This is a genomic window from Tsukamurella sp. 1534 (genome assembly GCF_000312385.1).
In the GTDB taxonomy this organism is placed as follows: Bacteria; Actinomycetota; Actinomycetes; order Mycobacteriales; family Mycobacteriaceae; genus Tsukamurella.
On the sequence record NZ_HE997628.1, the window covers coordinates 566,198 to 589,432 of the forward strand.

At 69.8% G+C, this 23,235-nt stretch carries 24 protein-coding genes; 11 read left to right on the plus strand and 13 right to left on the minus strand.

Translation table 11 applies throughout. The annotated features are described in order from the left end of the window. Position 1: 1 nt before the first annotated feature. Together tal and tkt are read right to left on the minus strand one after the other, a co-directional pair. Positions 2 to 1,108 carry a transaldolase gene (gene tal, locus BN39_RS20740; RefSeq protein WP_019204369.1) on the minus strand — a complete coding sequence of 369 codons (1,107 nt, stop codon included), beginning with the start codon at positions 1,106 to 1,108 and terminating at the stop codon, positions 2 to 4. 38 nt (positions 1,109 to 1,146) lie between these two features. Continuing rightward, the gene (gene tkt, locus BN39_RS20745; RefSeq protein ID WP_019204370.1) at positions 1,147 to 3,246 is read right to left on the minus strand and encodes a transketolase; all 2,100 of its coding nucleotides are present in this window, start codon (positions 3,244 to 3,246) and stop codon (positions 1,147 to 1,149) included. A 328-nt stretch (positions 3,247 to 3,574) separates the two neighbouring features. Here tkt and BN39_RS20750 point away from each other — a divergent pair, with 328 nt between their 5' ends. Both BN39_RS20750 and BN39_RS20755 read left to right on the plus strand, forming a co-directional pair. Continuing rightward, positions 3,575 to 4,555 (plus strand): heme o synthase, encoded by a 981-nt coding sequence (locus BN39_RS20750; RefSeq protein WP_019204371.1) that lies wholly within the window; start codon positions 3,575 to 3,577, stop codon positions 4,553 to 4,555. A gap of 3 nt (positions 4,556 to 4,558) precedes the next feature. Then, complete coding sequence (locus tag BN39_RS20755; RefSeq protein WP_019204372.1) at positions 4,559 to 5,188, plus strand: maleylpyruvate isomerase family mycothiol-dependent enzyme; 630 nt, start codon at positions 4,559 to 4,561, stop codon at positions 5,186 to 5,188. A 22-nt stretch (positions 5,189 to 5,210) separates the two neighbouring features. On the opposite strand, the gene BN39_RS20760 is transcribed toward BN39_RS20755, so the two are convergent. Genes BN39_RS20760 through mptB form a run of 7 tightly spaced genes read right to left on the minus strand, consistent with a single transcriptional unit; the run spans position 5,211 to position 12,216 of the window. Then, positions 5,211 to 6,176 (minus strand): quinone oxidoreductase, encoded by a 966-nt coding sequence (locus BN39_RS20760; RefSeq protein WP_019204373.1) that lies wholly within the window; start codon positions 6,174 to 6,176, stop codon positions 5,211 to 5,213. Between the two features lie 2 nt (positions 6,177 to 6,178). Next, entirely contained in the window at positions 6,179 to 6,472 is a 294-nt protein-coding gene (locus BN39_RS20765) for a hypothetical protein (protein WP_019204374.1), read from the minus strand. After that, positions 6,469 to 7,449, minus strand: a complete 981-nt coding sequence (locus BN39_RS20770; protein WP_040768781.1) for a heme A synthase — start codon at positions 7,447 to 7,449, stop codon at positions 6,469 to 6,471. Before BN39_RS20770 ends, BN39_RS20765 begins: the two co-directional genes overlap by 4 nt. Before the next feature lie 23 nt (positions 7,450 to 7,472). Further along, positions 7,473 to 8,672, minus strand: a complete 1,200-nt coding sequence (locus BN39_RS20775) for an MFS transporter (RefSeq protein ID WP_019204376.1) — start codon at positions 8,670 to 8,672, stop codon at positions 7,473 to 7,475. Positions 8,673 to 8,724: 52 nt separating this feature from the next. After that, positions 8,725 to 9,510 (minus strand): ABC transporter permease, encoded by a 786-nt coding sequence (locus BN39_RS20780; RefSeq protein ID WP_019204377.1) that lies wholly within the window; start codon positions 9,508 to 9,510, stop codon positions 8,725 to 8,727. Position 9,511: 1 nt separating this feature from the next. Then, a complete protein-coding gene (locus tag BN39_RS20785) occupies positions 9,512 to 10,447 on the minus strand; it encodes an ABC transporter ATP-binding protein (protein ID WP_019204378.1) in 936 nt (311 codons plus the stop codon). 44 nt (positions 10,448 to 10,491) lie between these two features. Further along, positions 10,492 to 12,216 (minus strand): polyprenol phosphomannose-dependent alpha 1,6 mannosyltransferase MptB, encoded by a 1,725-nt coding sequence (gene mptB / locus BN39_RS20790; protein ID WP_237741752.1) that lies wholly within the window; start codon positions 12,214 to 12,216, stop codon positions 10,492 to 10,494. Positions 12,217 to 12,376: 160 nt separating this feature from the next. Between mptB and BN39_RS20795 the strand changes: the two genes are divergently transcribed. The 8 genes from BN39_RS20795 to BN39_RS20830 all read left to right on the plus strand — a co-directional run bounded on the left by BN39_RS20795 (position 12,377) and on the right by BN39_RS20830 (position 19,237). After that, positions 12,377 to 13,093 (plus strand): metalloregulator ArsR/SmtB family transcription factor, encoded by a 717-nt coding sequence (locus tag BN39_RS20795; RefSeq protein ID WP_019204380.1) that lies wholly within the window; start codon positions 12,377 to 12,379, stop codon positions 13,091 to 13,093. Next, positions 13,090 to 14,520 carry a Fe-S cluster assembly protein SufB gene (sufB, locus tag BN39_RS20800; RefSeq protein WP_019204381.1) on the plus strand — a complete coding sequence of 477 codons (1,431 nt, stop codon included), beginning with the start codon at positions 13,090 to 13,092 and terminating at the stop codon, positions 14,518 to 14,520. The genes BN39_RS20795 and sufB overlap by 4 nt, the downstream gene beginning before the upstream one ends. Then, a complete protein-coding gene (gene sufD, locus BN39_RS20805) occupies positions 14,520 to 15,698 on the plus strand; it encodes a Fe-S cluster assembly protein SufD (protein ID WP_019204382.1) in 1,179 nt (392 codons plus the stop codon). The genes sufB and sufD overlap by 1 nt, the downstream gene beginning before the upstream one ends. Positions 15,699 to 15,717: 19 nt before the next feature. Then, positions 15,718 to 16,488: a Fe-S cluster assembly ATPase SufC gene (sufC, locus tag BN39_RS20810; protein WP_040768783.1), complete on the plus strand. Its 771-nt coding sequence runs from the start codon at positions 15,718 to 15,720 to the stop codon at positions 16,486 to 16,488. Next, a complete protein-coding gene (locus BN39_RS20815) occupies positions 16,485 to 17,747 on the plus strand; it encodes a cysteine desulfurase (RefSeq protein WP_040768785.1) in 1,263 nt (420 codons plus the stop codon). The genes sufC and BN39_RS20815 overlap by 4 nt, the downstream gene beginning before the upstream one ends. Further along, positions 17,747 to 18,208 (plus strand): Fe-S cluster assembly sulfur transfer protein SufU, encoded by a 462-nt coding sequence (sufU, locus tag BN39_RS20820; RefSeq protein ID WP_040768787.1) that lies wholly within the window; start codon positions 17,747 to 17,749, stop codon positions 18,206 to 18,208. The genes BN39_RS20815 and sufU overlap by 1 nt, the downstream gene beginning before the upstream one ends. Next, positions 18,205 to 18,606: a metal-sulfur cluster assembly factor gene (locus tag BN39_RS20825; RefSeq protein ID WP_019204386.1), complete on the plus strand. Its 402-nt coding sequence runs from the start codon at positions 18,205 to 18,207 to the stop codon at positions 18,604 to 18,606. Before sufU ends, BN39_RS20825 begins: the two co-directional genes overlap by 4 nt. Positions 18,607 to 18,748: 142 nt before the next feature. Continuing rightward, entirely contained in the window at positions 18,749 to 19,237 is a 489-nt protein-coding gene (locus tag BN39_RS20830) for an SRPBCC family protein (protein ID WP_019204387.1), read from the plus strand. A gap of 88 nt (positions 19,238 to 19,325) precedes the next feature. Here the strand turns inward: BN39_RS20830 and BN39_RS20835 are convergent, their stop codons facing one another. From BN39_RS20835 to BN39_RS23300, 3 genes are all read right to left on the minus strand, one after another. Next, positions 19,326 to 20,564 carry an RNA polymerase sigma factor gene (locus BN39_RS20835; protein ID WP_019204388.1) on the minus strand — a complete coding sequence of 413 codons (1,239 nt, stop codon included), beginning with the start codon at positions 20,562 to 20,564 and terminating at the stop codon, positions 19,326 to 19,328. Next, complete coding sequence (locus tag BN39_RS20840) at positions 20,561 to 20,956, minus strand: YciI family protein (RefSeq protein ID WP_019204389.1); 396 nt, start codon at positions 20,954 to 20,956, stop codon at positions 20,561 to 20,563. Before BN39_RS20840 ends, BN39_RS20835 begins: the two co-directional genes overlap by 4 nt. 280 nt (positions 20,957 to 21,236) lie before the next feature. Then, positions 21,237 to 21,650 carry a hypothetical protein gene (locus BN39_RS23300; RefSeq protein WP_148281550.1) on the minus strand — a complete coding sequence of 138 codons (414 nt, stop codon included), beginning with the start codon at positions 21,648 to 21,650 and terminating at the stop codon, positions 21,237 to 21,239. A 259-nt stretch (positions 21,651 to 21,909) separates the two neighbouring features. Here BN39_RS23300 and BN39_RS20850 point away from each other — a divergent pair, with 259 nt between their 5' ends. Continuing rightward, positions 21,910 to 22,608, plus strand: a complete 699-nt coding sequence (locus BN39_RS20850) for an LGFP repeat-containing protein (RefSeq protein WP_040768789.1) — start codon at positions 21,910 to 21,912, stop codon at positions 22,606 to 22,608. 45 nt (positions 22,609 to 22,653) lie between these two features. Here the strand turns inward: BN39_RS20850 and BN39_RS22490 are convergent, their stop codons facing one another. Then, positions 22,654 to 23,193 carry a nitroreductase family deazaflavin-dependent oxidoreductase gene (locus BN39_RS22490; RefSeq protein WP_019204392.1) on the minus strand — a complete coding sequence of 180 codons (540 nt, stop codon included), beginning with the start codon at positions 23,191 to 23,193 and terminating at the stop codon, positions 22,654 to 22,656. Positions 23,194 to 23,235 lie beyond the last annotated feature (42 nt).

The window sequence follows — 23,235 nt, forward strand, 5'->3', positions numbered from 1 at the left end:
CTCAGGCCTCGGCCCGGAGCTGCTCCGCGGTGGCGTCCAGCAGCTTCTGCCACGCCTGCTCGAACTTCTCGACGCCCTCGGACTCCAGCTGGTCGAAGACGTCGGACAGGTCGATACCGGCGCCCTGCAGGTTCTCGAACACCTGCAGCGACTCCTCGGCGCGGCCGAGGATCGTGCCGTCGACGACCTCGCCGTGATCGGCGAAGGCCTCCATCGTGGCGCCGGGCATCGTGTTGACGGTGTTCGGCGCGATCAGGCCGGCGACGTACAGGGTGTCCGGGTAGTCGGGGTTCTTCACGCCGGTCGACGCCCACAGCGGGCGCTGTACGTTCGCGCCCTCGATGGCGGCGAACCGGGAGCCGCCGAACACCTCCTCGTACGCGGCGTACGCGAGGCGGGCGTTGGCGAGGCCGGCCTGGCCGCGCAGGGCCAGCGCCTCGTCGGTTCCGGTGGACTCCAGGCGCTTGTCGATCTCGGTGTCCACGCGGGACACGAAGAACGAAGCGACCGAGTAGATCTCGGAGACGTTCCGGCCCGCCGCGGCGGCGGCCTCCAGGCCGTCCAGGTACGCATCCATGACCTGGCGGTGGCGCTCCACCGAGAAGATCAGGGTCACGTTCACCGAGACGCCCTCGGCGATCACCCGAGTGATCGCCGGCAGGCCCGCGAGGGTCGCGGGGATCTTGATCAGCACGTTGGGGCGGTCGACGATCTTGTGCAGCTCGAGGGCCTGCGCGACGGTGGCCTCGGTGTCGTGGGCCAGTCGCGGGTCCACCTCGATGGAGACCCGGCCGTCCACGCCGCCCGTGGCCTCGTACACGGGGGCCAGCACGTCGCACGCCGCGCGCACGTCGTCGGTGGTGACGGTGCGGATCGTCTGGTCGACGTCGGCGCCGCGGCCCGCGAGCTCGGCCACCTGCGAGGCGTACTCGGTGCCCTTCGACAGCGCCGCCTGGAAGATCGCGGGGTTGGTGGTGACACCGGTGACGGAGTCGGTCTCGGTGAGCTCCTTGAGCTTCCCGGACTCGATCAGGGTGCGGGAGAGGTCGTCGAGCCAGACCGAGACGCCCGCCTCGTACAGTGCCGCCAGATTCGGGTTCTGCGTCATGACACTTGTTCCTTCCGGATTACGGATCGTTGTCGGTGCTACGCGTTCACCGCGGCGAGGGACTTCTCGGCCTTCTGGGCCACCGCCTCGCCGGTGATGCCGTACTTCGCGAACAGCACCTTGTAGTCGGCCGACTCGCCGAAGTGCTCAAGCGAGACGACCTCGCCGAAGCCGCCGACGATCGGCCACCACGACATGGCGATACCGGCCTCGACGGCGACGCGGGCCTTGATCGACGGGGGGAGCACGCTGTCCTGGTAGGCCTGGTCCTGCGCGTGGAACCACTCGACCGACGGCATCGACACCACGCGGGCCTTGATGCCCTTGCCGGCCAGGATCTGTGCGCCCTGCACCGCGAGCTGCACCTCCGAACCGGTGCCGATCAGGATGACGTCGGGCGCGCCACCGTCGGGCTCGGAGAGGACGTACCCGCCCTTCGAAACGCCCTCGGCGGAGGTTCCCTCGAGGATCGGGACACCCTGGCGGGTCAGGACGAGGCCCGTGGGTCCCTCGCCGTTCGAGCGCTCGAGGGTGGTCCGCCACGCGGCGACGGTCTCGTTGGCGTCGGCGGGGCGGACCACGTTCAGGCCCGGGATCGCGCGCAGCGCGGCCAGGTGCTCGACCGGCTGGTGGGTCGGGCCGTCCTCGCCGAGGCCGATCGAATCGTGCGTCCACACGTAGATCGGGTCGATCTCCATGAGTGCGGCCAGGCGCACCGCGGGGCGCATGTAATCCGCGAACTGCAGGAAGGTGCCCGCGTAGGGGCGGGTGGGGCCGTGCAGCACGATGCCGTTGAGGATCGAGCCCATGGCGTGCTCGCGGATGCCGAAGTGCAGGGTGCGGCCGTAGGGCTGTGCGGTCCAGCTCGGGGTGGAGATGGACGCGGGCCCGAACGACTCGGCGCCCTTGATGGTCGTGTTGTTCGAGCCGGCGAGATCGGCGGAGCCGCCCCACAGCTCGGGGAGCGTCTGGCCGGCCGCGGCCAGGAACGCACCCGACGCGGCACGGGTCGCGAGGTCCTTGTCGCCCACCTGCCACGACGGCAGGTCGGCGTCCCAGCCCTCGGGCAGGGCCCGGGCCTCGAGCCGGTCCAGCAGCTTCTTGCGGTCCGGATTGGCGGCGGCCCACGCGTCGAACTTCGCGTTCCAGGCCTCGTGCTCGGCCTGCCCGCGCTTGACCAGCTGCCGGGTGTGGTCGATGACCTCGGTCGCCACGTCGAAGTTCTTCGTCGTGTCGAAGCCGAGGATCTCCTTGACGGCGGACACCTCGTCGGTGCCGAGCGCCGAGCCGTGGATGCCGCCGGTGTTCATCTTGGTCGGCGCCGGGTACCCGATGATCGTGCGCACGATGATGATCGACGGCTTGTCCGTGACGGCCTTCGCCGCCGCGGTGGCCTCCTCGATGGCGGTGACGTTCTCGCCCCCGTCGACGTGCTGCACGTGCCAGCCGTACGCCTCGTACCGCTTCGCCACGTCCTCGGAGAGCGCGATGTCGGTCTCGTTCTCGATCGAGATCTGGTTCGCGTCGTAGAACACGACCAGGTTGCCCAGTTGCTGCGTGCCCGCGAGCGACGAGGCCTCGGAGGTCACGCCCTCCTCGATGTCGCCGTCGGAGGCGATGACGTAGATGAAGTGGTCGAACGGGCTCTGGCCCTGCGCCGTCTCCGGATCGAACAGACCGCGCTCGTACCGCGAGGCCATCGCCATGCCCACGGCGGAGGCCAGGCCCTGGCCCAGCGGGCCGGTGGTGATCTCGACGCCCTTGGTGTGGTGGAACTCCGGGTGTCCCGGAGTCAGCGAGCCCTCGGTGCGCAGCGCCTCGATGTCCGCGAGTTCGAGGCCGAAGCCGCCCAGGTACAGCTGCAGGTACAGGGTGAGGCTCGAGTGGCCGCAGGAGAGCACGAACCGGTCCCGGCCGATCCAGTGTGTGTCCGACGGGTCGTGGCGCATCACGCGCTGGAAGAGCGTGTAGGCGAGGGGGGCGAGGCTCATCGCCGTGCCGGGGTGGCCGCTTCCGACCTTCTGCACCGCGTCGGCCGCGAGCACCCGGGCGGTGTCCACCGCGCGCGTATCCGTTTCGGTCCAGTCGGCGGGGTGGTGCGGCGTGGTGAGTGCTTGGATCTCGGCGGTGCTGGTCACGGCTGGCGGGTTCTCCTGGTCGTGTGGACGTGCGTGGCGGGGTGCGCCCCGGCGTACCCGCCGACCGGCGGGTCACCGGTACGAGGTTCGCGCCCTCAAGTGTGAACCCTACTCGGCAGCGGTGCACGGTCTGCGGAAACGGTGGGGTGCCGTCCTGGATTCGGTCCAGCGAACCGGGAGGACTACCATGGCCTGTAGTAGTCGGTCCGGCGCTCGCCGTGATCGTCGGTGAATGGCGCGGGCAGCGCGCAGCCCACCCGGATCAGCCCCGGGCGGGCGCAGGAGGAGTCCGGATCCGTCCGGGCACGTCACGAGAGAACGGGTGCCGATGGTGTTCAAGGGCGGGCATGGGACGAACATCCCCGACGCTCGCGCCGAGGCCGCGGTCGTCCCCTCCTCGTTCTTCGGCCGCGCGACCCAGACGGTGCTGGCGTACATCGCGCTGACCAAGCCGAAGGTGATCGAGCTCCTCCTCGTCGCGACCATCCCCGTGATGCTGCTGGCCGATCGCGGCCACGTGAACCTCCCGCTCATCCTGTCCACCCTGTTCGGTGGATGGCTGGGCGCCGCTTCGGCGAACACCCTGAACATGGTGGCGGACGCCGACATCGACAAGAAGATGAAGCGCACCGAGCGCCGGCCGCTGGCGCGGCAGGCGGTGCCGACGCGGCACGCGCTGGTCTTCGGCATCGTGCTCGCCGCCGCCTCGTTCGCCTGGCTCGCCGTCATGGCGAACGTGCTCGCGGCGTCCCTGGTGCTGGTCACCATCGCCTTCTACCTGTTCGTGTACACGATGGTGCTCAAGCGCCGCACCTCGCAGAACGTGGTGTGGGGCGGGGCCGCCGGTTGCATGCCCACGCTGGTCGGCTGGGCGGCCGCGACCGGCACAATCGCGTGGCCCGCCGTCGTGCTGTTCCTGGTGATCTTCTTCTGGACGCCGCCGCACACCTGGGCGCTGGCCATGCGGTACCGCGAGGACTACAAGGCCGCCGGAGTCCCGATGCTGCCCGTCGTGGCGCCGGAGACCACCGTCGCCCGGCAGATGGTCTGGTACACCTGGGCCACCGTGATCACCACGCTGGTGCTCATCCCCGCCGCTGGCCTCGTCTACGCCGTCTCCGCGGTGCTCTGCGGCGGCTGGTTCCTGTACGCGGTGCACAAGCTCTACAAGCAGACCCGCGCCGGGCAGGAGATCAAGCCGCTCAAGGTGTTCCTGCAGTCCAACAACTACCTGGCCGTGCTCTTCTGCGCGCTGTCGGTCGACTCGATCCTCAACTACTCCACCGTCGGCCAACTGCTGGGTCTCTGACCGATGGCCGGAGCGGACGCCCGCCTGTGGGATCTGACGTTCCGGGAGCGCGCCGCCCTCGCAGACGACCTGGAACCGCTCACCGATCAGCAGTGGGCGGCCCCGTCCCTGTGTGAGGGCCTCACCGTCCGGGAGGTGGTGGCGCACCTCACCGCCGGCGCCTCGGACAACCCGGTGGTGTGGTTCCTCGGCGTCCTGCGCAACCGGTTCGACTTCGACGCCAACGTCGCCCAGCGCCTCGCGAAACGGCTCGGCGACGACCCCGCGGACACCCTGCGCCGGTTCCGCGCCGTGCGCGCCAGCAGGACGAAGGCGCCGATCCCCGTGGTCGCGATGCTGGGCGAGGCGATCGTGCACGGCGAGGACGTCCGCCGCCCGCTCGGAATCGGGCGCGAGTATCCCGTCGAGGCGCTCACCCGGCTCGCCGAGTTCTACTCGGGGTCCGACCTCATGCTGCCCTCCAAGACGCGGGCGGACGGCCTGCGGCTCGTCGCGACCGACGGTGACTTCACCGTGGGCGACGGCCCGGAGGTGGCCGGCACCACCCTCGCGCTCGTCATGGCTCTCACGGGCCGCCGCGACTACCTGCCGGAGCTCTCCGGGGACGGCGCCGCCGAATTCGCGTCGCGCTGACCGCGGTGGGCGGCGGCGTCGATCAGGGGAGGAGCGCTACCGAACCGGTGGTCCTGCGGGACTGCAGATCGGTGTGCGCCCGCGCGGCATCGGCGAGCGGGTAGGTGGCACCCACGGTGAAGGTCAGTGAGCCGTCGCGCAGCCCGTCCATCACGGCGGCGCTGCGGCGCGCGAAGTCCGCCGCCGTCGCGACGTGGTGCGCCAGCGTCGGCCGCTGCACGAAGAGGGACCCCAGCGGATTGAGCCGCTGCAGGTCGAACGGCGGCACCGGACCGGACGCCGCGCCGAACAGCACGACGATCCCGCGCTGCCGCGTCGCCGCCAGGGAGGCCTCGAAGGTGTCCGCACCGACGCCGTCGTACACCGCGGCCGCACCCTCGCCGCCGGTCAGCTCGCGCACCCGCGCGGCCACGTCCTCGTCGTAGCGCAGCACCTCCCAGGCGCCCGCGCCGCGGGAGAGCCGCTCCTTCTCGTCGGTGGACACCGTCGTGATCACGCGGGCGCCGAGAGCGGTGGCCATCTGCGTGACGAGAAGCCCCGTCCCGCCGGCGCCGGCGTGCACCAGCACGGTGTCGCCGGGCTGCACCGGATGCGAATCGTGGGTGAGGTAGTGGGCCGTCATGCCCTGCAGCAGGACGGAGGCAGCGACCTCGGGGCGCACCCCGTCGGGCACCGCGACCGTGCGGTCGGCGGGGACCGCGACCAGCTCGGCGTACGAGCCGGGCCCCTCGCACCAGGCGACCACGTCGCCCACGGACCGGTTCGTCACGCCCTCGCCGAGCGCGACGACGGTGCCCGACCCCTCGCTGCCGGGTACGTACGGCAGCGCCGTCGGGTACATGCCCTCGCGGAAGTAGGTGTCGATGAAGTTGACCCCGATGGCCGAGGTGCGCACCAGCACCTGTCCGGGCGCGGGGGCGGGCTCGGGCGCCTCACCGTAGGCGAGGACCTCGGGGCCGCCGTGCCGGCTGACCGTGATCGCGTGCACGGCTACTTGTCGTTCGCCAGGTAGCCGGCCATGCGGGCGTGGTGGCCGGGCGCGGTATCGGCCTTGGAGACCAACTCGCGGTCCCACTCGGAGGTGTCGATGCCGGCCTTCTCGGCGGCGTCACGGGCCTGCGCCTCGTTCGCGACGATCTGGTCGCCCATCACTCCGTCGTCGCCGACGAGGGTGATCCGCACGCCCTCCTCGCCCATGTTCTGCAGCACGGTCTTCGCGCCGCCGTGGCGGCCCGCGAAGGCCTTCAGGCGGGAGACGACGTTCGACGGGGCCTGATCGCTCATACCGGCAGCATATCGCCCGTACGGTCGGAGCCCCGCACCACCCGCGGGGACATCAGGCGGTACAGGATCGCGGTCTCCGTGATCACCGACATCGCCCCCGCGACGTGCAGCACCACCAGCAGCGCGGGCACCCCGGTGAAGTACTGCACGACACCGATCAGGGACTGCGCCGCGACGACCACGAACACGATCCTCATCCGGCGGCGGACGGCCTCGGACGACGGTCCGCGGGACACCAGGACGGCGACGGTCACCAGGATCAGCGCGTAGACCACGACGAGGGCGCCGTGCGCCGAGGACAGCAGCGGGATCGAGGCGTCCAGCCGGTCGATGGCCTTCGGGTTGGTGCGGTCACCGGCGTGCGGGCCCGCCGCGGTGACCACCACACCGGCGGCCAGCACGAGTGCCATCACCACGGCCGAGACCGCGACGAGGCGGCGCGCCCCGGCGGGGGCCGCTTGGATCTCGGTGCCGTCGTCCGGCTCGGCCACCTTCGCGTACAGGGTGGCGGCGATCCACACCATCGCGCAGGACACCAGCATGTGTGCTCCCACGACCCACCACCGCAGGCCGGTGAGGACGGTGACCCCGCCCAGAATGCCCTGCGCGAACGTCGAGAACGGCAGGATCCAGGCGTAGACCAGGATCTCGCGCCGGCGCCGGGCGCGGGTCACCGCCAGCACGATCGCGATCGACGTGGTCACCACGATCCAGACCGCGATCTGCCGGTTCCCGAACTCGATCGCCTGATGCCACCACGGCACCTCGTCCTGCGGGATGGGGAGCAGGGAGTCGTCGAAGCATTTCGGCCAGGTGGGGCAGCCGAGCCCGGAGCCCGTCACCCGGACCACGGATCCGGTGACCGCGATCAGTGCCTGCGACAGCAGGGCGGCCAGCGCGAACCGCCGCTGCGCCGTGACGCTCGGCATCGGCAGGCGGTCGACGAGGCGCAGGAACAGGCTGTACACGCGGCTCATCGTACGCGAGCCGCAGCTGTCTACTACAGGGTGTCGGAGGTCGGTGTGAGGGACGCCGCGGCGCCGAGCATCGCGAGTGCCACGGCGCAGAGCGCCGCGCTCACCAGCGGCAGTGCGCCCGCGCCGGTGGTGGCCAGGAGCGCGCCGCCGACGGCGCCACCGGACGCGACGCCGAGATAGGTGCCGGAGGTGTTGAGCGCCAACGCCTGCGGTGCCACCGGTCCCGCGAGCGTGAACAACCGGGCCTGGATGGCGGGGGAGTTGAAGAACGCGAGGCCGCCCCACACCGTGCCGACAGCGACGACGGCGGCGAACGGGGCGGGACGCGCGAGCCACAGGAGCCACAGGCCCAGCATCGACGCGACGATGCCACCGATACCGGTGGCCAGAGTCCGGTCGGCGCCCCACCGATCGACGGCGAGGCCGCCCAGCCAGATCCCGGCGATCCCCGCGATGCCCGACAGGCTGAACGTGATCGCGCGCTGGCCCACACTCGCGGTGGTGGTGTCGGCGAGGAACGGCGCCAGATACGTGAGCATCATCATCGAGCCCGTCATCAGCACGCAGTTCGCACCGAGCCCCAGCGTGATCGGGGCCCGTCGCAGGGTGCGCACCTGCTCGCGCAGGACGGGGACCTCGCGGTCCGGCTCGGCGCGCGGGAGCGTCAGGAGCACGGCGATCAGGGCGAGGGCGCCCGCGACGGCCATCGCGCCGAACGTCGCCCGCCAGCCGAGCTGTCCGCCGATCCAGGTGCCCACCGGCACACCGAGCGCGACGGAACCGGTCACGCCGAGGGAGACGACCGCGATGAAGCGCCCGGTCCGCTCCGGCGGCGCGTGCTCGGCGGCGAAGGCGAACACCGACGGGGTCACGCTCGCCGCCGCGAGGGCCGCGATCACGCGTAGTGCCAGCATCGTGGGGTAGTCGGGTACGAGGGTCGCCGCGGCGTTGGCCACGATGAACACGGCGAGGCCGCAGGAGAACAGCCGCCGCCGGGGCGTCCGGGCGAGGGCGACCGCCGCGATCGGGGCGGCGGCCGCGATCGTCAGGGAGAACACGGTGATCAACTGTCCGGCCGTGGGCTCACTCACCCCGAGGTCGGCCGCCAGCTCGGGCAGGATCCCGGCGATCACGTAATCGTCGGTGTACAGCACCAGGCAGGTGCCGAGGAGCGCGAAGAGCCACGGCGGAAGGGGTGATCGGTCGGGCCGGTCGTCGGTCATGGCGTCCAGGTGACCATCCGCACCGCGCGGGCGGCAACCGGATTCTCGGGTGTCAACCGGTGAAGCGGAAGAGCCGCACGGCGGCCGCGGAGCCGACCGCGCCCCACCCCAGCAGCACCAGCACGCCGATCACGTCGAATCCGTTCCCGGTGCTCGCACGGGTGAGCGCCTCGGTCAGCGCGCCCGACGGGGTGATGCGGGCGATCCACACGACGGCGTCGGGGATGTGCCGGTGCACCACGACGAGCGATCCGACGGCCGCCATCGCGAACCACAGCAGGTTCGCCAGGGCGAGAACCACTTCGGCCTTGAGCGTGCCGCCCAACAGGAGGCCGAGCGACGCGAACGCGAACACCCCGGCGGCCAGGACGGGCAGCCACATGAGCAGGCCCGGTGCGTCCGGCCGCCAGCCGAGCGCGAGTCCGATGCCGCCCAGGATCACCGCTTGCAGCGCGACGACGATGATCACGGCGAGCGTCTTGCCGGCGATGACGCCCCAGGTCGGCAGCGGGGTGGCGCCGAGCCGTTTGAGGGCGCCGTAGCGGCGGTCGAAACCGACGGCGATGGCCTGCCCGGTGAACGCCGTCGACATCACGGCCACCGCCATGATCGCGGGCACGAGGTACTCGATCCGGGTCGCGTCGTCGCCGATCGGCAGCACGGTGAGCCCCACCAGCAGCGCGATGGGGATGAACATGGTGAGCAGCAGCTGCTCGCCGTTGCGCAGCAGGAGCGTCAGCTCCATCCGGGTCTGCGCGGCGAGCATCGGGCCCGGCGCCGCCGGGCGGGGTGCCGGCGCGAACGTGCCGGGGGAGAAACGGGATTCGGTCTGTGTCATCTCAGCCCCTCAGGTCGCGGCCGGTGAGATCGAGGAACACGTCCTGCAACGTCCGGGTGCCCACCCGCAGATCGGTGATGAGCGCGCCGCCCGCCGCGCAGTGGCCCGCGACGTCGGCGACCACCTGCGGTGTCACCTCGGCCCCGCGCACCAGGTACACGGATTTCGCGTGCGGCTCACCGTCGTCGACGGTCACGGTGAATCCGGCGCCGAGTCGCTCCGCGAGTGCGTCGGTGTCGATGCCCGCGTCCGCGGTCACCCGCAGTTCGTGTTCGGCGCCCGCGCGCGTGAGCTCGTCGGGCGTACCGTCGGCCACCGCCCGGCCGCGGTCGATGATGACGACCCGGTCGGCGAGGGCCTCGGCCTCGTCCAGCAGGTGCGTGGTCAGGAGGACGGAGACGCCGTCGCGGCGCAACGCGGACACCAGGTCCCACACCAGCAGGCGCGCCTGCGCGTCGAGGCCCGCGGTCGGCTCGTCGAGGAACACGAGTTCGGGTCGACCGACGAGGGCGCACGCCAGCGCGAGCCGCTGCTGCTGGCCGCCGGACAGCCGGCGATAGCTCACGCCGGTGACGTCGGTGAGGCCGAGCGTTCTGAGCAGCCAGTCCGGGTCGAGCGGGTTCGCGGAGTACGCGGCGACCAGTCGGAGCATCTCGCCGGCCTTGGCGCCCGGGTAGGCGCCGCCGCCCTGCAGCATGACGCCGATGCGGGGCTTGAGCTCGGCGGCGTCGGCGACCGGATCGAGGCCGAGAACGCGCACGGTGCCGGCGTCGGGGGAGCCGAAGCCCTCGCACATCTCGACGGTGGTCGTCTTGCCGGCGCCGTTCGGGCCGAGGAGCGCCAGGACCGAGCCCTGCTCGAGGTTCAGGTCCAGCCCGTCGACGGCGACGACGTCACCGAAGCGCTTGGTGACGGAGGTCGCGGTCAGTGCGGGCACGGGAGGTCAGCCTACCGTCGCCCGACGGTGCGCCGACGGCCCGCTCACCGGAGCGCGCGCCGCCGGGCGCGCACGCGGGGGAGTTCGAAGGTCGCGTACACGGCGACCGCGACCACGACGACGGTGGTCATGCCCGCGCGGGCGATGACGTACGGCTCGATCTCGCCGCCGTTGGGCATGAGCATCACCGACACCACACTGGAGACGATCACGGCCGCGAGGCGGAAGCCGGGCGCAGTGGCCCAGGCGGCCAGGGGGACGATCGCCCACAGCAGGTACCAGGGCTGGACGACGGGGAACAGCAGCACGAGAGCCGCCATCGAAATGCCGACGGAGCCCACGGGGTGGATCCGGTTCGAGAGGGTCGCGATGAGCATCCGGCACACGATCAGCGCGGCCAGGGCCGCGGCGATCGGTCGGGTGATCGAGAGTACGGCGGTCGTGTGGTCGCCGAGCCCCAGGAGCACCCCGACCAGGCCGGTCGCCATGCCGAGCACGGTGGGGATCGACATCCAGGAGCGCACCTTGTTCGCCGCGCCCAGAGTGCCCACGTCGAGCCAGCCGTAGCCGAGCCCCGTGGCCTGGCAGACGACGATGACGACGACGATCAATACCACCGCGAGGAACGCGGCGGCGATCACGAGCGCGCGGACCGTGCGCGCCGCATCGGGCCGGAACTCCCGGAGCGCGGTCCGCCAATCGCGGATGCGGCCGCCGATGTCCGGGAAGGTGCCGCCCAGGCGCCGGGCCAGGGCCATGCCGACGAAGCCGAGGGCGAGCACGGAGGTGATCTTGATGAGGCCGGACGCGGCGATCAGCGCCGCTCCGGCGGTGAGCAGCCATCCCGTCGAGGTGGGGCGGTAGCCGTCCACGAAGCGCAGGCCGGAGGAGATCGCCCGCAGCGCCCACTCCATACCGACGAGCATCATGCCGAGCATGAGCGCCTCGTTGTGGATGCCGGCGATGAGATGGAAGATCACCAGCGGGTTCGCGGCGCCGAGCCACAGCGCCGCCACCTCGTTGACGCCGCAGCGGCGGGCGAGCCGGGGGAGCGCCCACACGATCATCGCGACGCCGCAGAGCGCGAGCACCCGGTGCAGGACCACCCCGGCGACCACGTTCTCCCCGGTCAACCACGTGATGCCGCGGCCGAGGTAGAGGAACAGCGGTCCGTACGGAGCTGCGGTGTCGCGCCAGATGTTGGGTACCGAGCGGGTGAAGACGTGATCGATGCCCAGCGCCTCGGCGGGGCCGATCGCGTACGGGTCAAGGCCGCGGGCGGTGATCTCGCTCTGCGCGAGATAGGAGTAGACGTCCTTACTGAACATCGGCGGCGCGAACAGGAACGGCAGTACCCACAGGGCGAGGATCCGGTCGAATCCGCGCCGGGTGAGCCGGCGCGGCTGCGCGGGCTCGGAGTGGGCCCCCGGGTTGAGGTAGCCGATCGCGTACCTGCGGAGCAGCACCCAGGCGATCATGAGCATCGCGGTGCCGACCATCGTGACCGTGAGCGCCGTGGACTGCATGCGGAACATCAGTCCCAGCACGCGCCGCCCCGCGATCGGGTTCTGCACGACGGGCAGGGCGCCCACGCCCAGCGCGCCGAACGCGATGAGCACGGCGCCGACGCCGCCGAACGTCGCGATCTTGCGGACGGTGGCCTTCTCGTCCGCGTTGAGGTCCGGGTACTGGTGCTCATCCCGGTGCAGGCGGGTGACCGCGCCGTGCCCGTCGGGCCGCGGCGCACCGGCGGGCTTGCTCAGTCCCAGGAAATCCGCCGCCGAACGCACGGGTCCGGCGACGGTGGGGGGCAGATGCACGTCCGCAACACTAGACCGTGCGACGACGCGTGCAAGCACGGCTCGCGGGGACGTGCAGCTTAGCCTCACCTTGCTGGAAGTGCTCGGCGAATTAGGAAACAATCGTGTTGTGAAATACGAGCAGCACGAGACGCAGCGCGACGGGGACACCCGTGACGCCGTGGTCGCGCTGCTCGCGAACCGGGGCCAGGCCACGGCCGCCGACATCGGCGAGGCCCTCGGGATCACGACCACCGCCGTACGCCGCCACCTCGACAACCTGCTCGAGGCCGGCGACGTGACGGCGGCGCCGCCCTCCGCGACGGTGGGCCGGGGCGGGGCCGCTGCGGCGGCCCGTCGCCGCGGCCGGCCCGCGAAGGAGTTCCTCCTCACGCAGACCGGGCGCCGTCGCCTCGGGCAGGGCTACGACGCCCTCGCCGTCGACGCGCTGCGGGCGCTGCGCGAGGTGGGCGGCGAAGAGGCGGTGCGCGCGTTCGCGCGCCGCCGCGCCGATCAGGCGCTGGGCGCCATCAGCCCGGCCGATCCCGATGCGGATCCGGTCGACGGTGCCCGTAGGATCGCGGCGGCCCTCTCGGACGCCGGATTCGCCGCCGACGCCCGGGAAGTGGGCGCCGGTGTCCAGATCTGCCAACACCACTGCCCGGTGTCGGAGGTCGCAGCCGAGTTCCCCGAATTGTGCGAGGCCGAAATTTCGGCGATCGAGCAGGCGTTGGGAACTCATGTACAGCGATTGGCCACCATCGCCAACGGTGACCGCGCATGCACCACCCACGTGCCCCTCGAGCGCGTGGCACCACGAGCAACCCCCGCGAAGGAGCTTCGATGACAACGGTCGAGAACGGCCCGCTGTCCCAAGAGGAGACGATCGCCTCACTGGGCAATTACGGCTACGGCTGGCATGATTCCGACGCCGCGGGCGCGTCGGCCCAGCGCGGGCTCTCCGAGGCCATCGTCGCGGACATCTCCGCGAAGAAGAACGAGTCCGAGTGGATGCTGCAGCAGCGCCTCAAGGCCCTGAGCATCTTCGACAAGAAGCCGATGCCCACCTGGGGCAGCAACCTCGACGGCATCGATTTCGACAACATCAAGTACTTCGTGCGCTCGTCCGAGAAGCAGGCCGAGTCGTGGGAGGACCTTCCCGAGGACATCAAGAACACGTACGACAAGCTCGGCATCCCCGAGGCGGAGAAGCAGCGGCTCGTCGCCGGTGTGGCCGCGCAGTACGAGTCCGAGGTGGTCTACCACTCCATCCGTGAGGACCTGGAGGAGAAGGGTGTCATCTTCATGGACACCGACACCGGCCTCCGTGAGCATCCGGAGCTCTTCGAGGAGTACTTCGGCTCCGTGATCCCCGCGGGCGACAACAAGTTCTCCGCGCTGAACACGGCCGTGTGGTCCGGAGGCTCCTTCATCTACGTGCCGCCGGGCGTCCACGTGGACATCCCGCTGCAGGCCTACTTCCGGATCAACACCGAGAACATGGGCCAGTTCGAGCGCACCCTGATCATCGTCGACGAGGACGCCTACGTGCACTACGTCGAGGGCTGCACCGCGCCGATCTACAAGTCGGACTCGTTGCACTCCGCGGTCGTCGAGATCGTCGTCAAGAAGGGCGGCCGCTGCCGCTACACGACCATCCAGAACTGGTCGAACAACGTGTACAACCTGGTGACCAAGCGCGCCAAGGCCGAGGCCGGCGCCACCATGGAGTGGATCGACGGCAACATCGGCTCCAAGGTCACCATGAAGTACCCGGCCGTGTGGATGACCGGCGAGCACGCCAAGGGCGAGGTGCTCTCCGTGGCGTTCGCCGGCGAGGGCCAGCACCAGGACACCGGCTCGAAGATGGTGCACCTCGCGCCGAACACGTCGAGCAACATCGTCAGCAAGTCGGTGGCGCGCGGCGGCGGCCGCGCCAGCTACCGCGGCCTGATCCAGGTGAACAAGGGCGCGCACGGCAGCCGGTCGACGGTGAAGTGCGACGCGCTGCTGGTGGACACCATCTCGCGGTCGGACACCTACCCGTACGTGGACATCCGCGAGGACGACGTGACGATGGGCCACGAGGCCACCGTCTCGAAGGTCTCCGACGACCAGCTGTTCTACCTGATGAGCCGCGGCCTCACCGAGGACGAGGCCATGGCCATGGTGGTGCGCGGCTTCGTCGAGCCCATCGCCAAGGAGCTGCCGATGGAGTACGCCCTCGAGTTGAACCGCCTGATCGAGCTGCAGATGGAAGGATCGGTGGGCTAGTGACGGCCACTCCGCTGAACGAGGCCGTCGAGGCCCACCCCGTCGCGAACAAGGGCGAGCTCTTCACCTCGTTCGACGCCGCGGCGTTCGAGATCCCCAGCCACCGCGACGAGGCGTGGCGGTTCACGCCGCTGCGCCGCCTCCGCGGGCTGCACGACGGGTCGGCGCAGGCCGACGGTGCCGTGGCCGTGTCCGTCGACGCCGTGCCGGACGGCCTCGCGGTCGAGACCGTCGCCAAGGGCGATTCCCGGCTCGGCGAGGCGGGCGTGCCGTTCGACCGGGTCGCGGCGCAGGCGTTCACGTCGATGACCGAGGCCACTGTGCTGACGGTGGCCAAGGAGGCCGAGATCGCCGAGCCGATCTTCGTCCGCATCGCCGGCCCCGGCGAGGGGAAGACCGCCTTCGCGCACATCCAGGTCCGCCTGGAGCGGCACGCCCGCGCCGTGGTCGTGCTCGACCACACCGGCTCGGGCACCGTGGCCGAGAACGTCGAGGTCATCGTGGGCGACGGTGCGTCACTGCAGATCATCGACGCGCAGGACTTCGCGGACGACGCCGTGTGGGTCACCCAGCACCATGTGCGGGTGGGCCGCGACGCCACCGCCCGCCACTTCGCGGTGCAGCTGGGCGGCGAGCTGGTGCGCATGACGCCGCGCGTCACGTTCGACGCGCCGGGCGGCAACGCGGAGCTGTTCGGGCTCTACTTCGCCGACGCGGGCCAGCACCTGGAGCAGCGCCTCCTGGTGGATCATTCGGTGCCGCACTGCAAGTCGAACGTCGTGTACAAGGGCGCGCTGCAGGGCGACCCGGCATCCAAGGTGCCCGACGCGCACACGGTGTGGGTGGGCGACGTGCTGATCCGGGCCGAGGCCGAGGGCACCGACACCTTCGAGCTCAACCGCAACCTGGTGCTCACCGACGGTGCCCGCGCCGATTCGGTGCCGAACCTGGAGATCGAGACCGGCGAGATCGAGGGCGCGGGCCACGCCAGCGCCACCGGCCGCTTCGACGACGAGCAGCTGTTCTACCTGCGCTCACGTGGCGTCCCGGAGGACGAGGCCCGTCGCCTGGTGGTGCGCGGCTTCTTCCAGGAGCTGATCGACCGGATCTCCGTGCCCGAACTCCGCGAGCGCCTGTCCGCCGCCATCGAAAACGAACTCGCCACCGCCGGCGTCTGATACTTACGAAGGAACCATCTTGTCTACCTTGGAAATCCGCGACCTGCACGTCAACGTGGTGCAGTCGGACGCGAACGCCGAGCCGATCCAGATCCTCAAGGGCGTCGACCTGACGATCAAGTCGGGCGAGACCCACGCCATCATGGGCCCCAACGGTTCCGGCAAGTCCACCCTGAGCTACGCCATCGCCGGGCACCCCAAGTACGAGGTGACCCAGGGCACCGTCACGCTCGACGGGCAGGACGTGCTCGAGATGAGCGTCGACGAGCGGGCTCGCGCGGGCCTGTTCCTCGCGATGCAGTACCCCGTCGAGGTTCCCGGCGTCTCGATGTCCAACTTCCTCCGTTCCGCCGCCACCGCGGTGCGCGGCGAGGCCCCGAAGCTGCGGCACTGGGTCAAGGAGGTCAAGGAGGCCATGGGCGAACTGGACATCGACCAGCAGTTCAGTGAGCGCAGCGTCAACGAGGGCTTCTCGGGCGGCGAGAAGAAGCGCCACGAGATCCTGCAGCTGGGCCTGCTCAAGCCGAAGTTCGCCATCCTCGACGAGACCGACTCGGGCCTCGACGTGGACGCGCTGCGCGTCGTGTCCGAGGGCGTCAACCGCTACGCCGAGCGCGAGCACGGCGGCATCCTGCTCATCACGCACTACACCCGCATCCTGCGCTACATCCACCCGCAGTTCGTGCACGTCTTCGTGAACGGCCGGATCGTGGAGTCGGGCGGCCCCGAGCTGGCCGACGAGCTGGAGGAGAACGGCTACGTGCGGTTCACCCAGGCCGTGGGAGCATGACCACTTCGACTTTCGACGTGACGGCCGTGCGGGCGGATTTTCCGATCCTGTCCCGCACGGTCCGCGACGAGAAGCCGCTCGTGTACCTGGACTCCGGCGCCACCTCGCAGCGGCCCCGGCAGGTTCTGGACGCGGAGTGGGAGTTCCTCACGACCCACAACGCGGCCGTGCACCGCGGCGCGCACCAGCTCGCCGAGGAGGCCACCGACGCCTATGAGGACGCGCGCGCCGCGATCGCCGATTTCGTCCGGGTCTCGCCCGACGAGCTGGTGTTCACCAAGAACGCGACCGAGTCCCTGAACCTGGTGGCGTACACGCTGGGCGACGACCGCTCCGCGGGCGTCCTGGGCGGGCATCGCCTGCGCGAGGGCGACACGGTGGTCGTCACCGAGCTGGAGCACCACGCGAACCTCGTTCCGTGGCAGGAACTCTGCCGACGCACCGGTGCCACGCTCAAGTGGTACGGCGTCACCGACGACGGTCGCATCGACCTCGACTCGCTCGAGCTCGACGACACGGTGAAGATCGTCGCGTTCACGCATGCGTCGAACGTGACCGGCGCGATCGCGCCGGTGCCAGAGCTGGTGGCCCGTGCCAGGGCGGTGGGCGCCGTGGTCGTACTGGACGCGTGCCAGTCCGTGCCGCACAGCCCCGTCGATTTCGCGGACCTCGACGTCGATTTCGCGGCGTTCTCCGGGCACAAGATGTACGGCCCCTCGGGCGTCGGCGTCCTCTACGGCAAGCGCGAGATCCTCGCGCAGCTCCCGCCATTCATCACCGGCGGCTCGATGATCGAGACCGTCACGATGGAGGGCTCGACCTACGCGGCGCCGCCGCAGCGGTTCGAGGCCGGCGTCCCGATGACCTCACAGGTCGTGGGGTTGGGGGCCGCCACCAAGTACCTCCGTGACCTCGGCATGCGCGAGGTCGCGGCACACGAGCACGCGCTCGTCCGCGCGGCGCTCGACAAGCTGGACGCCATCGAGGGGCTGCGGATCATCGGCCCCACGGACACCCAGGAGCGCGGCAGCGCCGTGTCCTTCGTGGTGGACGGGATCCACGCGCACGACCTCGGACAGGTGCTCGACGACGAGGGCGTCGCGATCCGCGTGGGTCACCACTGCGCGTGGCCGCTGCACCGCCGGTTCGGTGTGGCCGCGACGGCGCGTGCCTCCTTCGGCGTCTACAACACCCTCGACGAGGTCGATGTACTGGCCGAGGCGATCGTCAAGGCTCAGAAGTTCTTCGGGGTGATCTGATGCGTATGGAGCAGATGTACCAGGACGTGATCCTGGACCACTACAAGCACCCGCACGGCCGCGGACTACGCGAGCCCTTCGAGGCCGAGGTGCACCACGTCAACCCCACCTGCGGCGACGAGGTCACCCTGCGGGTGCATCTGTCCGACGATCGGGAGACCGTCGTCGACGTGTCCTACGACGGCCAGGGCTGCTCGATCTCGCAGGCGTCCACTTCGGTGCTCACGGACCAGGTGATCGGCGCGCCCGTCGGCGAGGCGCTGAAGATGCTGCAGTCGTACACCGAGATGCTGCAATCCCGTGGGACGATCGAGGGCGACGAGGACCTGATCGGCGACGGGATCGCCTTCGTGGGCGTGTCCAAGTACCCGGCGCGTGTGAAGTGCGCGCTGCTCGGATGGATGGCGTTCAAGGACGCCCTGGCACAGATCATCGATTCTTCGGAGGAGAAGTCGGCATGACCGAGAACACCGCGGAGCAGGCGCCCGAGGCCGTCCAGGAGTCGGCACCGGAGTCCGCCGCCACCACCGACAACCCGCTCAACCTCCCGACCCTCGACGACGTCGAGGAGGCCATGCGTGACGTGGTCGACCCCGAGTTGGGGATCAACGTCGTCGACCTCGGCCTGGTCTACGACCTCAAGGTGGAGGACGACGCCTCGGTCCTCATCGACATGACACTGACCTCGGCGGCCTGCCCGCTGACCGACGTCATCGAGGACCAGACCCGCGCCGCCCTCGTTTCTTCGGGCCTCGCGACCGACGCCAAGATCAACTGGGTCTGGATGCCCCCGTGGGGCCCGGACAAGATCACCGACGACGGCCGCGAGCAGCTGCGGGCTCTGGGCTTCACCGTCTAGCGAGGACCAACGGCCGGATGACGGATCGTGGCTGGTGGGAGAACTGGACTCGCGCCGATCACCGTCTTCTTCCAGGTGGGGTCCCGGTAGGGTTATACGGTATGTGCTTGTCCATCGGTACCTCCGCTGGAGGCGACGACCGGTGAGGTACACCCTCTCGATCGAGATCAACCGCCCCCGCCAGGACGTGGTCCGGCTGCTCGCGGACCCGGCGCAGATGCCGAAGTGGCTGCGGGGCCTCGTCTCGCACGAACCGGTGAGCGGAATCCACGGTCAACTGGGCACCATCTCTCGAGTCGTGTTCCAAACGGGGAATCGGCGGATGGAAGCCACGGAGACTATCACTCGGGTGGATCCAGCAGAGCTGGAGGACATCCCGAGCTCGATGGTGGTGCACTACGACCGCGAGATCGTGGCCGCAGGCATGTGGCAGGTCCAGCGGGACCGGATCATCGACGCGGGCCCCGGTCGGACGTTGTGGGAGAGCGAGAGCGAGTTCCGGTTCGACGGACTCATGATGCGGATGGTCGCAGCGGTCGTGCCCGGCATGTTCCGCAAGCAATCGAAACAGCACATGGAGGACTTCAAAGGATTCGCCGAGTACGGGACGGACGTTCGTCAGGCGACCTGACCCCGACGCCGAACACACCGTTTCCGAACTGGCGCGACCCACCACAGCGGTGGTTCGTGCGGTGCTTGCCGCCTGCTGTCCCGGACCGTCATCGATCATCCAGCCCACCGCCCAGTCGGGCGATCTGGGCGTTGAGGTAACGCTGTTCGGGGATGTTGGTACAGACTCGGCCGGCGGTGCGATAACTGTCCAGCGCTTCGCGGTGACGTCCGCAGGCCTCGAGTATCGGCGCCCGCACCGCGTGCAAGCGGTGCCCGCGGTTCATGCGGGGGTCGTCGAGGAGTGGATCGAGAAGGGCCAACGCGGTCTCGGGCGCGTGCGCTTCGCTCACGGCCACTGCGTAGTTCAGTGTGACGGTCGGCGACGGAGCCACCCGGGCGAGCATCGAATAGAGTTCGACGATCTGCGGCCAGTCGGTCTGCTCCCACGTGGCGGCTTCGGCGTGCACCGCGGCGATCGCGGCCTGCAGTTGGTACGCACCGACCGTGCCCACCGGCAGCGCGTTCTCGACGAGTGCGATTCCCTCGGCGATGGATTCGTGGTCCCAGAGCGTCCGGTCTTGATCCTTGAGCCTGACCAGGTCTCCGTCGGTGGTGGTGCGCGCGGGTCGGCGTGCGTCGTTGAGCAGCAGTAGTGCGAGGAGGCCGGCAGTCTCGGAGTCGTCGTGGAACCTGCTGTGCAGCAGCCGTGTCAGCCTGATCGCTTCCGTGGTCACCTCGGTATCGAGGAGGTAGCCTTCGAATCGGCTGTGCCCTGCGGTGTACATCAGGTACAGCGCCTGCCGGAGCGACGGCAGGCGCTCACGCGGGTCGGTCGGAGCGGGAAACTCCCGGTGTTGCGCCTCGAGGACCGCCTTGGCGCGGCTGATTCTCTGGCCCGCGGTCGACGAGGGAATGAGATAGACGGCGGCGATCTGTCTGGTGCTGAGCCCAAGAATCGTCCGGAGTGCCAGTGTGACTCGGGATTCCGACGTGAGCGCGGGATGGCAGCACAGAGTGAGAACGTCCAGGGTCGCGTCGTGATTCTCGATCCCCGGGTCGACATCGAACGAGCCGTCGGCGGCGTCGAGGCTCGCCGCTCTCTGTTCGCGTGCTCGTCGAGCGACGTCTTGACGCCTGCTGTCGACCAACCGGCGTGATGCGATGCGAAGGAGCCAGCCGCGGGGCCTCTCGGGAACTCCGCTGCTGGGCCACTGGAGCGACGCCTCGATCAGCGCCTCCTGTACGGCGTCCTCACACGCGGCGAAATCGCCGTACCGCCTCATCAGGGCGGCGAGCAGGTGCGGCGTCTCGCGCCGCCACACCTGCTCGCCGACGGTCCCGGTCATTCGTCGCCGTCGTCCATCGACCCCATGACCGGACGGAGCTCCACCGTCTCGCCAGGCCCGGCGAATCCGGTCGCGATCTCCTCGGCGCGGTCGCGTGAGTGGACGTCGATGAGGAAGAACCCGGCGAGATGCTCCTTGCTCTCCGCGTACGGACCGTCGCTCGAGGTGGGTTCTCCGGCGTGCCAGCGGTAGAGCTTCGAGGTCGACGGGGCGCCGAGCGCCTCGCCGCCGAGGAGTTCGCCGCGTTCCTGTGCCTGCCCGAGCAGCGTCTCGAAGTCCGCATTCATGCGGTCCCGCTGCTCCTGCGGCAGTGCCTGGTGCTCTGCCAGATAGTCACCGGTCGGGTGGCCCCACGGATCGGGGTTCGAGTGAATGAGGATGACGTACTTCATCGATGTGCCTTCCGTCGAGAGAGCCGCCTCTCGGCCCTTCCAGTGTGACATCGGAGCCGGCGGAACTTCTTCGACATGGCACGGGTGCCGCCCGTAGCCCGGTGAGTGTCGACACCGCGACATGCCCTGGCCGCGCACGCCCCTCCGACAGGGACGACTCGACCGCCTCAGGGAGTTCCCGGCACCTGGTCGGAGGAAGAACGTGGGTGAGACGACAACGCCGGTGAGACGACTCGGCGTCGCGCGTGATCTCGTCTACGGAGAATCGGAGGAGGTCAGGTCAACGGATCACGGTCGTGCCCGAGCACTCCAGGTACGGCCGGTTCAGCGAACCGTCGGAGACGTGCAGGGTGTACTCGACGGTGCCGGCTCCGGTGGGTACCGCGTTGATCGAGGACGACAGCTGTCCTGGGAAGAAGCCCGGCGCTCCCGGGGCGCGCTGCGATCCCACCTGTCCCGTCGCGGTGTTTCGCCAGTCGACAACGGTGCTCGTGGTCGCCGGGTCGGCCTTACTGGGCCACACAGCCAGGAAGTCGACAGCGGCAGGGACCGATTGGGACTGCCCTGCTCCGACGCTGAGATCATTGCCCACACTGCAGCCGGCAGGGGCGGCGGCGGCACCGGTGACCCCCAGTGCGGAAGCACTCAGCCCGAGCGCGCCGGCGAACGTCATGACTTTGGCGATACGAGACATCAGAGAACCCTCCGGATCAAAGGAACGCGTCGATGGTGCGGCCACTTTTCCTGAGCCATGTCGTCACTGTCGCGCCTGCTGCCGCTTTCGTTACTTCATCCGCACAGCTCCGGCTCTGATCCGCACCTCCTCCGCGCTGAGCGCGCTGCGGAATTTTCGTCGGGTCCGACGTCGCATCGGGGGAGTGCGGTTAGAGTCGAGCCACGGAGTACGCCGAAGGAGCGGTCAGTGAGCCGCAGTAGGGACTGAAAACAGCCTCATGAGAACAGGATTCGCAGACCGACAAACGATGACCGTAGCCGCTGGATTCATGACGGCATTGGTGATCGCTACGGGGTGCAGCACCACGGAGGACTCGAACGTCGCGGCGACAGACGCTCCGTCGGTGTCGGCATCGGGTGCGCCGGACAGTACGACGACTTCTGTGGCTGCGCCGTCGGCGGGGCCTTCTGCGTCGCGCTCGGCCGGCCCGTCCGCGTCTTCGTCCTCGCGTTCGTCCGCGGCCCAGAAGGGGGAGGTCACCGCCAAGGGGGTCGACGGCACCGATGTCACGCTCACCGGTGCCATCGCGGCGAAATACCGCTCCGCCACCGATTCCCAACGCAAGGGCCTCGGCCCGGTCCTCATGGGCGACCACAACGCCGGTACCCGCGACAGTGGGCTGATCTACCAGCAGTTCAAGGGCGGCGTGATCACCGCGAAGAACGCCGACGCCACTGCATTCATCACCTGGGGCAAGATCCGCGACGCGTGGAACATCGAACGCGACTCCGAAGGCAGGCCGGATCAAGCGGGCCGCAACGGGTCCGCCGGCCCACTCGGCGCCGTGACCAGCGACGAAACCGCGCACGGGAAGCTCAAGCAGACCACTTTCGAGCACGGCAAGATCACTTTCAACACCCAGACCGGTGCAGTCGAGGTGACGGTCAACGGGAAGGTCGTCCCGGCGGGATTGTGACCCGACCGGATCGGTCGCGCACGTCCGACCGGTCGCCGATGAGCGCTAAGCGACGTCGACGACGAACAGTGTTCCGCCGCGCAGCCACGCCCGGTGCAGCTCACGCACTTTCGCTGCGCTGGGCACGCCGGTGCGGTGGAAGGCGTTCTCGAGGTAGTCGAACGCGGTGACGCGGCCGCAGAAGGCCCGCTCCGCTATTCGCCGCTCGTCGTCGGCGGGTTCCCGGGCCGAACCCGACACGGAGTTGCCGCGGAAGCGCAGCGTGACCGACGGGTCGGCACGGATGTTCTTCGCCCACAATGCCTGTTCGCCGGCGATCGATACCAGGAAGACCCGCGCGTCCACCCGGTAGGCGCGGACGAAGGTGCTCCGCGGCAAGCCCGACCTCCGGCCGATCGTGGTCAGTTCGGCCACCCCGTCGGGCATTCGAACGGCGAACCATGGCCGGTGGACCACCTTGAGGATCGTGGTGATCAGCCGCTTCGTGCCGGGCGATTGGATCGACCCGAGCCTGCGGAACCGCTCCGGGCGGTAGTCGCCGCCGGTGTAGGACAGGCGGTCACCGTCGGTGTCTTCATGCTCCATCGGCACCTCCGCGGTCGCTGTCCTCGATGGTATCGATACCGC